This is a genomic window from Pseudonocardia lacus, from assembly GCF_018531445.1.
In the GTDB taxonomy this organism is placed as follows: domain Bacteria; phylum Actinomycetota; class Actinomycetes; order Mycobacteriales; family Pseudonocardiaceae; genus Pseudonocardia; species Pseudonocardia lacus.
Genome location: NZ_JAHDTH010000245.1, coordinates 1 through 10,915, shown reverse-complemented (window position 1 = coordinate 10,915; position 10,915 = coordinate 1). Strand labels below are relative to the sequence as shown.

9 protein-coding genes are annotated in these 10,915 nt (G+C 73.9%); all 9 read left to right on the top strand.

Annotated features, from left to right (window positions below; all coding sequences use genetic code 11):
• The first annotated feature begins 97 nt into the window (after nt 1-97).
• The 9 genes from KIK08_RS33895 to KIK08_RS33855 all read left to right on the top strand — a co-directional run bounded on the left by KIK08_RS33895 (nt 98) and on the right by KIK08_RS33855 (nt 10,696).
• Nucleotides 98-778: a DUF4166 domain-containing protein gene (locus KIK08_RS33895; RefSeq protein WP_214407399.1), complete on the top strand. Its 681-nt coding sequence runs from the start codon at nt 98-100 to the stop codon at nt 776-778.
• A gap of 10 nt (nt 779-788) precedes the next feature.
• A complete protein-coding gene (locus tag KIK08_RS33890; RefSeq protein ID WP_214407398.1) occupies nt 789-1,382 on the top strand; it encodes a TetR family transcriptional regulator in 594 nt (197 codons plus the stop codon).
• Nucleotides 1,383-1,840: 458 nt separating this feature from the next.
• Nucleotides 1,841-2,017 carry a hypothetical protein gene (locus KIK08_RS33885; RefSeq protein ID WP_214407397.1) on the top strand — a complete coding sequence of 59 codons (177 nt, stop codon included), beginning with the start codon at nt 1,841-1,843 and terminating at the stop codon, nt 2,015-2,017.
• Between the two features lie 122 nt (nt 2,018-2,139).
• The gene (locus KIK08_RS33880; RefSeq protein ID WP_214407396.1) at nt 2,140-3,051 is read left to right on the top strand and encodes a cation diffusion facilitator family transporter; all 912 of its coding nucleotides are present in this window, start codon (nt 2,140-2,142) and stop codon (nt 3,049-3,051) included.
• A 206-nt stretch (nt 3,052-3,257) separates the two neighbouring features.
• Nucleotides 3,258-3,908 (top strand): TetR/AcrR family transcriptional regulator, encoded by a 651-nt coding sequence (locus KIK08_RS33875; RefSeq protein WP_308258060.1) that lies wholly within the window; start codon nt 3,258-3,260, stop codon nt 3,906-3,908.
• 2 nt (nt 3,909-3,910) lie between these two features.
• Nucleotides 3,911-5,644 carry an ABC transporter ATP-binding protein gene (locus KIK08_RS33870; RefSeq protein WP_214407395.1) on the top strand — a complete coding sequence of 578 codons (1,734 nt, stop codon included), beginning with the start codon at nt 3,911-3,913 and terminating at the stop codon, nt 5,642-5,644.
• Nucleotides 5,641-7,665, top strand: a complete 2,025-nt coding sequence (locus tag KIK08_RS33865) for an ABC transporter ATP-binding protein (RefSeq protein WP_408004774.1) — start codon at nt 5,641-5,643, stop codon at nt 7,663-7,665. Before KIK08_RS33870 ends, KIK08_RS33865 begins: the two co-directional genes overlap by 4 nt.
• Nucleotides 7,666-8,007: 342 nt before the next feature.
• Nucleotides 8,008-9,267, top strand: a complete 1,260-nt coding sequence (locus KIK08_RS33860; protein ID WP_214407394.1) for a CaiB/BaiF CoA transferase family protein — start codon at nt 8,008-8,010, stop codon at nt 9,265-9,267.
• Nucleotides 9,260-10,696, top strand: coding sequence for an aldehyde dehydrogenase (locus KIK08_RS33855; protein ID WP_214407393.1), 1,437 nt, complete (start codon nt 9,260-9,262; stop codon nt 10,694-10,696). The genes KIK08_RS33860 and KIK08_RS33855 overlap by 8 nt, the downstream gene beginning before the upstream one ends.
• Nucleotides 10,697-10,915: the final 219 nt, after the last annotated feature.

The following is a 10,915-nucleotide window of genomic DNA, read 5'->3' as shown; positions in this document are numbered from 1 at the left end:
CACCCGCGCCCGCGCGGCCGTCGGCCCGCCGGTGCCTGCGCCGCCCACCCGGTGCGGTGGCCGCGCCCGCGGTCCTGCGCCGGCTGGCGGCCGCCCGATGACCTCGATCTTCCAGCGGGCGATGGGCGCGGAGTTCGACCGCCTGCACCCTCGGCTGCGGCAGCGGTTCTCCGTCGGCCTGGACACCGGGCTGGCCTGCGTGGGGCGCGGCGTGATGGAGCGGGTCTGGCACGCAGGCGGCTGGGTGCGCCCGCTCCTGGCCCTGGGCGCGACCCGCAACATCCTGCTGCCGCGCCAGGGCCGCGACCTGCCGTTCGTGATCGAGAACGTGCCGTACCGCGACGGCTTCGGCCGCGAGACGGTCACCTTCGTGCGGACGTTCGCGTTCCCCGCCGGCCCGGAGCGGTTCGACGCGACGATGGTCTTCAGCGCCGAGCGCGGGGGCATCGTCGACTACCTCGGCACCCATCAGCACCTGGCCACCGACCTGCGGCTGTCCGCCGACCCGGACGGCGCGCTGGTCATCCGCTCGGTCGAGCACCGGTTCCGGGAGGGCCCGGTCAGCGCGCGGGTGCCGGCGTGGCTGGGCGGCGACGCGCTGGTGCGCGAGTGCTTCGACGACCGGGCCGGGGTGTTCCGGATCCGGGTGTCGGTCACCAACCGGCGGTTCGGGCCGCTGTTCGGCTACCACGGCAGCTTCACCGCGGAGTACGTCGACGTGGCCGGGCACGGCCTGCGGGCGGGGCTGCGCCCGGTCCGCGAGGAGGCGAGGGCATGATCCCGGTGCGATGAGCGGGGAGACGCGGGACAAGCTGCTCGACGGCGCGCTGGCGACGCTGGTCGAGCACGGCATCGCGCGGACGTCTGCCCGCGCGGTCGCCGCGGCGGCCGGGGTCAACCAGGCGCTGGTCTTCTACCACTTCGGCACGCTCGACGAGCTGCTGGCGCAGGCCTGCCGGCGGGGCGCCGAGCAGCGCGTGGCGGCCTACCGGGAGCGGCTCGACGCCGTGCGGGACGTCGGAGGGCTGCTCGCGCTCGCCCGCGAGATGCGCACCGCGGAACGCGCGGGCGGGCACGTCACGGCGCTGGCCCAGCTGCTGGCCGGGGCGCAGTCCCAGCCCCGGCTCGCGCCCGCGGTGGCCGCCGGGCTCGCGCTGTGGACCGCGGAGCTGGAACGGGTCCTCACCCGGGTGCTGGACGGCGGCCCGCTGGCGGGGCTGGTCGACGTGGCGGGGCTGGCTACGGCCGTCGTGGCCTCGTTCGTCGGCCTGCAGCTGCACGAGGGCGCCGACCCGGACGGCGCCGAGCGCGCGTTCGCCGCGCTGGGGCGGCTCGCGGACATCCTCACCGCGGTCGACGCCGTCTTCGCAAAGTCCCCGTAGTCCTCGCAGGTGCTGTGCACCCTGCGCCGACCACACCGCCCCTGCGAAGACCCGCCGCCGACCGGGGGGTGTGAGAAGCGCGACAAGGGATCCGGGGGCGGCTACTCACCGTGACGACCGCGCGCCGGGCGTCCGGGCGGCGACCCGCGCGACGTGATCATGCTGCCGGGCCCGGGCTGCCCCGATGGGGCCGTGATCGTCGGTGACGGTCCGTGACATCGGGGTCGGTGGGCGTGTGGGCGGCGAACCGGCTGGTGACACCGGGATTCCCGCGATCACGGCCTTCTGAATCGTTTCCCATACCAGACCCGGTCGGGTGGCCCCAAGGGGGGTGCCGTCCGCAGGGTGAACATCCTTGTCCCGGGGCCACGGGCGGGTCAGCATCCAGGTAAGCCGGACGGCGGGGGCCGTCACGGTGAGCAGTCGAGGAAAGTCGCCCGAGCACGAGGAGGCCCACGATGGTCGAGCAGGATTTCTCCGGCGACTACGGATACGACCTCGCCGACGAGGTCAGGTCGATGGTCCCCTCCATCGGCGAGCGGGTCCGCCGCACGCCGGTCACCGGGATCCGCGGCACGGCCATGGACCCGGCCGCCGACGGCGACTTCGGCTACGACATGGCGCACGAGGCCTGAGGTCGCTCCCGGCGGGGCCGGGATCCCGACAGGGGAGTGTATGGCGGGCCCGTGGTGAGGTAACCCTTCCCTGGAGCATGCGCGGACGTGCATGATTGCCGCGGGACGACGGGAGGGCCGCCATGGGGCACGGCCACGGGCACGGCCACTCGGCCGGCGGCGACCGCAGGCGTCTGGCCATCGCGCTGGTGGTCACCCTCGTCACCGCCGTCCTCGGCGCGGTGGGCGCGGCGCTGGCCGGGTCCCTGGCGCTGCTGGCCGACCTCGGCCACCTGCTCACCGACGCCGCGGCGCTGGCCGCGGCACTGGTGGCCTCGCTGCTGGCCGCCCGGCCCGGGACGCCGCGGCGCACCTACGGGCTGGGCCGGGTGGAGGTGCTGGTCGCCGGGGTCAACGCGCTGGCGCTGGTCGTGGTCGTGGGCTGGGTGGCCGTCGAGGGCGTGCGCCGGCTCGTCGAACCGGCCGAGGTCCCCGGGCTGCCGCTGCTCGTCGTCGGCGTCCTCGGCCTGGTCGGCAACGCGGTCTCGCTCGTCGTGCTCGCCGGCGGCGACCGGGCCAACATGAACATGCGCGGAGCGATGCTGCACGTGGCGGGCGACGCGCTCGGCTCGGTCGGGGTGGTGCTGGCCGCGGTGGTGCTGCTGACCACCGGCTGGCCCTACGCCGACACCGTGGCCTCGCTCGCGATCGTCGCGCTGATCCTGCCGCGGGCCGTCGGCCTGCTGCGCGAGGTCGGGCACGTGCTGCTGGAGGGCGCTCCCCGCGACATCGACGTGTCCGAGGTCCGCTCCGCGCTGTGCGCGGTGCCGGGCGTGGCCGACATCCACGACCTGCACGTGTGGGCGATCAACGACCGCACCCCGTCGGTGTCGGCGCACCTGGTGGTCGACCAGGGCGCCGCGCGGCCGGGCTGCGGCGACGGCTCCGTGCTCGACCGGGCGGCCGCGCTGCTGCGCGAACGGTTCGGGCTGGCCCATTCGACGTTGCAGGTCGAGCACCGCACGCACAGCCACCACGAGCGGCACTGCCACTGATCGCACTGGTCGGCGCCCCCACCGAACTGGCCGTTCACGTGGTCGGCCTCGGCTTGACCTGAAGCCGGGTCCAGCTCCTAGCGTCCTCCGCGACCCTGACGGTCGGGCTCGGGAGGGGGTGGGCGATGTGTGTCGCCGCATGTCCGCTTACGCCCGCGGTGAAACCGGTTTGCGCTAATGAGTGCTCACTCATTAGCTTCGCCGCCGTGGACACCGGCACGAGGACGGGACGGGCGGCGCGCATGCCGCCCGCCGAGCGCAGGGCGGCGATCGTGGCCGCGGCCCTGCCCCTGGTGCTCCGCCACGGCGCCGGTGTCAGCACGCGCCAGGTCGCCGAGGCGGCCGGCGTCGCCGAGGGCACGATCTTCCGGGTCTTCCCCGACAAGGAGGCCCTGATGTGCGCGGTCACCGCCGCGGCCTTCGACCCGACCCCGGGCCTGCGCCGGCTGGCCGAGATCGACCGCGGGCTGCCGCTGCGCGAGCGGCTGGTCGCCGCCACGGTGATCCTGCAGGAGGGGGTGGCCGGTGCGATCGCGCTGATCGACGCCCTCGGCCTGACGGGCCCGCCGCCGCGGCGCGACGGTCAGCCCGCCCGGGTCGGCCCGACCGGACGCAACGACGCGTTCCGCCGCGCGGTGGTCGACCTGATCGGCGACGACGAGCACCGCCTCACCGTGCCCGCCGACCACTTCGCCCACGTGCTGCAGCTGCTGGCGTTCTCCGGCATCCACCCCAGGATGACCGACGGCCGCCCGCTGCCGGCCGCCGAGGTGGTCGGGATCCTGCTGAACGGCATGGCGCGCCCCGCACCCGCACCCCATCCCCACCGCACGGCTACCGAAGAACGGGACGACTGACGATGCTCCTGCGCCTGTTGCGCACCCATCTGCGCCGCTACCGCGGCCCGTTGTGGGTGGTGGTCGCGCTCCAACTGGTCGCCACGATGGCGATGCTCTACCTGCCCAGCCTCAACGCCGACATCATCGACCAGGGCATCGCCCGCGGCGACACCGGCTACATCGTGACCACCGGCGGGTGGATGCTGCTGGTCACGCTCATCCAGATCGCCTGCTCGGTCGGCGCGGTCTACCACGGCTCCCGGATCGCCCTGGGCGTCGGGCGCGACATGCGGGCGGCGGTGTTCCACCGGGTGGCCGGGTTCTCCGCCCGCGAGGTCAACCGGTTCGGCGCCCCATCACTGATCACCCGGACCACCAACGACGTCCAGCAGGTGCAGATGCTGGTGGTCATGGGCGTGACGATGATGGTCACCGCCCCGATCATGTGCGTCGGCGGCGTGGTCATGGCCCTCAACGAGGACGTCGGGCTGTCCTGGCTGGTCGCCGTGTGCGTGCCGGTGCTGCTCGTCTCGATCGGGCTGGTCGTCATCCGCATGGTGCCCCGGTTCCGGGAGATGCAGGACCGCATCGACGCGGTCAACCGCATCCTGCGCGAGCAGATCACCGGCATCCGGGTGGTCCGCGCGTTCGTCCGCGAGCCGGTCGAGGCCCGCCGCTTCGACGGCGCCAACCACGAGCTCACCGACGTCGCGACCGCCGCCGGCCGGCTGTTCGCGCTGATCTTCCCGATCGTCATGCTGGTGCTCAACGTCTCGACCGTGGCGGTGCTGTGGTTCGGGGCCCAGCGCATCGACGCCGGGCTCATGCAGATCGGCTCGCTGACCGCCTTCCTCACCTACCTGGTGCAGATCCTGATGGCCGTCATGATGGCCACGCTCATGTCGACGATGATCCCGCGCGCCGCGGTGTGCGCCGACCGCATCGTGGAGGTGCTCGACACCGAGTCGTCGGTGGCCGCGCCGGACGCCCCGGTCGTCCCGCGGGGCCGGGCCGGTCTGCTGGCGTTCGACCGCGTCGGGTTCCACTACCCGGGCGCCGACGCCCCCGTGCTGCGCGACGTCAGCCTGGTCGCCCGACCGGGCACCATGACCGCGGTCATCGGCAGCACCGGCGCCGGCAAGACCACCCTGCTGTCGATGGTGCCCCGGCTGTTCGACGTCACCGAGGGCTCGGTCGAGGTCGACGGCACCGACGTGCGCGAGCTCGACCTGGAGGAGCTGTGGTCGCGGATCGGGCTCGTCCCGCAGCGGCCGTTCCTGTTCTCCGGCACCGTGGGCAGCAACCTGCGCCAGGGCCGCCCGGACGCCACCGACGCCGAGCTGTGGGAGGCCCTGGAGATCGCCCAGGCCGCCGACTTCGTGCGGTCGATGCCCGACGGGCTCGACTCGCCGATCTCGCAGGGCGGGACCAACGTCTCCGGCGGGCAGCGCCAGCGGCTGGCCATCGCCCGCGCGCTGGTCAAGCGCCCGCGGATCTACCTGTTCGACGACTCGTTCTCCGCGCTCGACCTGGCCACCGACGCCCGGCTGCGGGCCGCGCTGCGCCCGGTCACCGCGGACGCGACCGTCGTCATCGTCGCCCAGCGCGTCTCCACGATCGTGGACGCCGACCAGATCGTCGTGCTGGAGGACGGTGCCGTGGTCGGCACCGGGACCCACGAGCAGCTGCTGGCGAGCTGCCCCACCTACATCGAGATCGTCGAGTCCCAGCTCGGCGTGGAGGCCGTGGCATGAGCACCGAGACCAGTGCCGCCACCGGCGCGGCGCCGACGTCCGGGGCCGATGGCGCCGCGACGAACGAGACCGCCCGCAAGATGCGCGAGGCGCGCGGCGGCAACGGCGGCCCACCGTGGGCCGGCATCGGCCAGCCGACCGAGAAGGCGTCGAACTTCGGGCCCTCGGCGAAGCGGCTGGCCGCCCGGCTGCTCCCGGAGCGCGTCGGGGTCGTCGTCACCGTCGCGCTGGGCGTCGTCAGCGTCGCGTTGAACGTGGTCGGGCCGATGATCCTCGGCCACGCCACCGACCTCGTCTTCGCCGGCGTGATCGGCAAGCAGCTGCCGGCCGGGCTGAGCACCCAGGAGGCCGCCGACGCCGCCCGCGCCGCCGGCCAGGACACGGTGGCCAACCTGATCGTGGCCCAGGACGTCATCCCGGGGCTGGGCATCGACTTCACCGCGGTGGCCTGGGTGCTGGCCGGGGTCGTCGCGATCTACCTGGGCGCGTCGCTGTTCCAGTGGCTGCAGGGCTACCTGCTCAACGGCATCGTCCAGCGCACCATCTACCACCTGCGCCGGGAGGTCGAGGACAAGCTCAACCGGCTGCCCCTGACCTACGTCGACGGGCAGCGCCGCGGCGAGATCCTCAGCCGGGTCACCAACGACATCGACAACATCTCCACCAGCCTGCAGCAGACCATGAGCCAGTTGCTCACCTCGGTGCTGACCGTGGTCGGCGTGCTGGCGATGATGCTGGTGGTCTCCCCGCTGCTGACCCTCATCGCGCTGGTCACGATCCCGATCTCGCTGTGGCTGACCCAGGGCATCGGCAAGCGCTCGCAGCGCCACTTCGTGGCCCAGTGGCGCCACACCGGCGCCCTCAACGGCCAGATCGAGGAGGCCTTCACCGGCCACGAGCTGGTGCGCGTGTTCGGCAGGCGCCGCGCCGTGGAGGCCGACTTCGCCGAGGAGAACGAGAAGCTCTACGAGGCCGGCTTCCGGGCCCAGTTCATCTCCGGGACGATCATGCCGTCGATGATGTTCGTCGGGAACCTGAACTACGTGGCCGTCGCGGTGATCGGCGGGCTGCGGATCGCCTCCGGCGCGATGACCCTCGGCGACGTCCAGGCGTTCATCCAGTACTCGCGCCAGTTCACCCAGCCGCTCACCCAGGCCGCGTCGGTGGCCGCGGTGCTGCAGTCCGGCGTGGCCTCGGCCGAGCGCGTGTTCGAGCTGCTCGACGCGCAGGAGCAGGTGCCCGACCCCGTCGAGCCCGCGGTGCGCACCGAGCGCCACGGCCGGGTGGCGTTCGAGCACGTCGACTTCCGCTACCTGCCCGACACGCCGCTCATCGAGGACCTGTCCCTGGTCGCCGAGCCCGGGCAGACCGTCGCGATCGTCGGCCCGACCGGGGCCGGCAAGACCACGCTGGTCAACCTGGTGCTGCGGTTCTACGAGCTCGACGGCGGCCGGATCACCCTGGACGGCGTCGACATCGCCGAGATGGCCCGCGCCGACCTGCGCTCCGGGATCGGCATGGTGCTGCAGGACACCTGGCTGTTCGGCGGCACCATCCGCGACAACATCCGCTACGGCAACCCCGACGCCACCGAGGAGCAGATGCTCGACGCGGCCCGGGCCACCTACGTCGACCGGTTCGTGCGCAGCCTGCCCGACGGCTACGACACCGTGATCGACGAGGAGGGCAGCAACGTCAGCGCGGGGGAGAAGCAGCTCATCACGATCGCCAGGGCGTTCCTGGCCAACCCGTCGCTGCTGATCCTGGACGAGGCGACCAGCTCGGTCGACACCCGCACCGAGGTGCTGGTGCAGCGGGCGATGGCCGCGCTGCGCTCCGACCGGACCAGCTTCGTGATCGCCCACCGGCTCTCCACGATCCGCGACGCCGACCTGATCCTGGTGATGGAGGCCGGGCGGATCGTCGAGCAGGGCAACCACGACGAGCTGCTGGCGAAGCGGGGGGCGTACCACCGGTTGTACAACGCCCAGTTCGAGGCGGCGGCGACGGAGTTGAGCTGACGTTCTCAGTGCCTCCGCGTGTGAGGGGCCTCCGCCGGCGGGCGGCGAGCACACCGCTGGGTCTGCGAGGACCCCGAGCCACATGACCAACTCGGCCCGAGGAGGGCGCCACGCACCCCTGTCGGCCTCCTCGCAGAGTCCTCATGGTCTTCGCAGGGTCTACGGCACCTGCGAAGACCTGGCTGCCCCTGCGAAGACGCCCCGGCCGCGGGACCGGGACCGGACCCGTGGTCGCCCGCTGCGGAGGCGGCGCCGGAGGCACTCAAGGGGCCGGAGGCCTCGAACCGCACCGGAGACGTGGATCTCCGCCCGCTCACCCCTGCCCGGGGAGACACTGGCCCGGTGCGCGCTACCGAAGCCCCCACGGACGGCCCGCTGACCGGCCTGCTGGTCGTCGGCATCGAGCAGGCGGTGGCGGCGCCGATGGCCACCCGCCACCTCGCCGACCTCGGCGCCCGGGTGATCAAGATCGAGCGGCCGGGGGGCGACTTCGCGCGCGGGTACGACCGCACCGTGCACGGCCTGTCCAGCCACTTCGTGTGGCTCAACCGGGGCAAGGAGAGCGTCGAGCTCGACCTGAAGTCCGCCGAGGGCGCGGCCACCCTGGAGCGGCTGCTCGCCCGGGCCGACGTGGTCGTGCAGAACCTGGCGCCGGCGGCGGCGCAGCGGCTCGGGGTGGACGCGGAGGCGCTGGTCGCGCGCTACCCGACGCTGGTGGCCTGCGACATCTCCGGGTACGGGGCCGGCGGGCCCTACTCCGACCGCAAGGCCTACGACCTGCTCATCCAGTGCGAGGCCGGGTTGGTGTCGGTCACCGGGACGCCGGACGAGCCGGTGAAGGCCGGCATCTCGGTGGCCGACATCGCCGCGGGCACCTACGCCTACTCCGGGGTGCTCGCCGCGCTGCACCAGCGCCGGCGCACCGGGCGCGGGCAGGTGCTGGAGGTCTCCATGCTGGAGGCGCTGGGGGAGTGGATGGGCTACCCGTACTTCTTCGCCCGCTACGGCGGCAGCGCCCCGGCCAGGGCGGGGGCCAGCCACTCGACGATCGCCCCGTACGGGCCGGTGCCGGTGGGCAGCGGCGAGACGGTCAACGTCGGGCTGCAGAACGAGCGGGAGTGGGAGCGGTTCTGCGCGGTGGTGCTGCGCCGCCCGGAGCTGGCCGACGACCCCCGCTTCGCCGGCAACGCCGCCCGCGTCGCGCACCGCGCCGAACTGGACGCGCTGATTGCCGAGGTGTTCGCCGGGCTGGACCTGGTCGAGTTGCGGCGCAGGCTGGAGACCGCCGGCATCGCCTTCGCCCAGCAGCGCGACATGGCCGAGTTCGCCGAGCACCCCCAGCTCGCCGCCCGCGACCGCTGGCGGGAGGTGGCCACCGAGGCGGGGCCGGTGCAGGCGCTGCTGCCGCCGGTCACGGCGCCGTGGGCGGCGCGGATGGGGGCGGTCCCGGCGGCGGGTGAGCACACCGCGGCCGTGCTGGCGTGGCTGGCGTCGGACCCCGCAGAAGGGTCAGGCGCCGGGTCCCCGGCCGGTGGGACGGGGAGCACGATGGCCGCGGGCGGCGACGGCGCCGGCCGGGACGGAGGGTCGGGGCATGGGTGACGAGCTGGCGCGGTTCTCGATGCTGATCGGCGGGCAGGCGGTCGGCGCGATCTCCGGCGCGACGTTCGAGTCGGAGAACCCCTACACCGGACGGCCCTGGGCGGTGGTCCCCGACGGCGAGTGGGGCAGGGCCACCGGCTTCGCCCGGGCCGCGCTGATGCGTCGGCTGGCCGAGCTGATCTCGGAGAACGCCGAGCGGCTCGCCCGGCTGGAGGTCAACGACTCCGGCAAGCTGCACCGGGAGATGATCGGCCAGCTCGCCGGCCTGGGCGGCTGGTACCACTACTACGCCGGGCTGGCCGACAAGCTGGAGGGCCGCCAGATCCCCGGGCCCAACCCGGACTACCTCGTCTACACCCGCCGCGAGCCGGTCGGCGTCGTCGCCGCGATCACCCCGTGGAACTCGCCGCTGCTGCTGATGACCTGGAAGCTGGCACCCGCGCTGGCCGCCGGCTGCACCGTCGTCGTCAAGCCGTCCGAGCACGCCCCGGCCTCCACGCTCGGGTTCGCCGAGCTGGTGACGAGGGCCGGGTTCCCGCCGGGCGTGGTCAACGTCGTTACCGGGCTGTCCCGGGAGACCGGCGCCGCGCTGGCCTCGCACCCCGGCGTCGACAAGGTCGCCTTCACCGGGTCGACGGCCACCGGCCGCGCCGTGGCCCGCGCGGCCGCGGAGAACCTCAACCCGGTCACCCTGGAGCTGGGCGGCAAGTCGCCGCAGGTCGTCTTCCCCGACGCCGACCTCGCCGCGGCCGCCAACGGCGTCGTCGCGGGCGTGTTCGCCGCGACCGGGCAGACGTGCATGGCCGGTTCCCGGCTGATCGTGCACGCCGACGTGCACGACGAGCTCGTCCGGCTGGTCGCCGAGCGGGCCGCGCGGATCAAGCTGGGCGACCCCAACGACCCGGAGACCGAGATGGGCCCGGTGGCCAACGCCGCGCAGTACGAGAAGGTGCTGGGCTACCTCAGGACCGCCGCCGAGGAGGGCGCCACCGTCGCCTACGGCGGCGCGTCCGACGAGGGACTGGGCGGCTACTTCGTCAAGCCCACCGTGCTCACCGGCGTCGGGCCGGACTCGACCGTCGTGCGCGAGGAGGTCTTCGGTCCCGTGCTGTCGGCCTACACCTTCAGCGGTGACGACGGGGGCGAGGACGAGGCGGTGAAGCTGGCCAACGACACGCCCTACGGCCTGGCCGGGGCGGTGTGGACCAAGGACGTGCACCGCGCCCACCGGGTGGCGGCCCGCATCCGGGCCGGCAGCGTGTGGATCAACGCGTACCGGGTGGTGGCGCCCGGTGTGCCGTTCGGCGGGTTCGGCCAGTCCGGGATCGGCCGGGAGAACGGGATCGAGGCGGTCGACGCCTACACCCGGACCAAGGCCGTCTGGGTGGAGCTGTCGGGCGGGACCCGCGACCCGTTCACCCTCGGGTAGCGGACCGTGAGAGCGCTGTCGCGATCGGTCAGAGCCGACGTCGGTCGGTGCCCGCTCTGATACGTTCCGTCCGCTCCGCGCGCCCCGGCCACCGGCCGGGCCACCCCGCCGTGGTCGGCCGCTCGCGGTCGTCCCCGCTCAGCCGCCGCCGCGTCCTCGCCGGTGGGCGGCGGCGCGGCGGGGTGACGCGGGCCCATCGGGCGTCGGCCCGTCTCGTCG

Bases quoted from the DNA above. Each gene is read 5' to 3' on its own strand.
- KIK08_RS33880 (WP_214407396.1), top strand. From the start codon at position 2,140: ATGGGGCACGGCCACGGGCACGGCCACTCGGCCGGCGGCGACCGCAGG.
- KIK08_RS33855 (WP_214407393.1), top strand. From the start codon at position 9,260: ATGGGTGACGAGCTGGCGCGGTTCTCGATGCTGATCGGCGGGCAGGCG.
- KIK08_RS33865 (WP_408004774.1), top strand. From the start codon at position 5,641: ATGAGCACCGAGACCAGTGCCGCCACCGGCGCGGCGCCGACGTCCGGG.
- KIK08_RS33885 (WP_214407397.1), top strand. From the start codon at position 1,841: ATGGTCGAGCAGGATTTCTCCGGCGACTACGGATACGACCTCGCCGAC.
- KIK08_RS33870 (WP_214407395.1), top strand. From the start codon at position 3,911: ATGCTCCTGCGCCTGTTGCGCACCCATCTGCGCCGCTACCGCGGCCCG.
- KIK08_RS33890 (WP_214407398.1), top strand. From the start codon at position 789: ATGAGCGGGGAGACGCGGGACAAGCTGCTCGACGGCGCGCTGGCGACG.
- KIK08_RS33895 (WP_214407399.1), top strand. From the start codon at position 98: ATGACCTCGATCTTCCAGCGGGCGATGGGCGCGGAGTTCGACCGCCTG.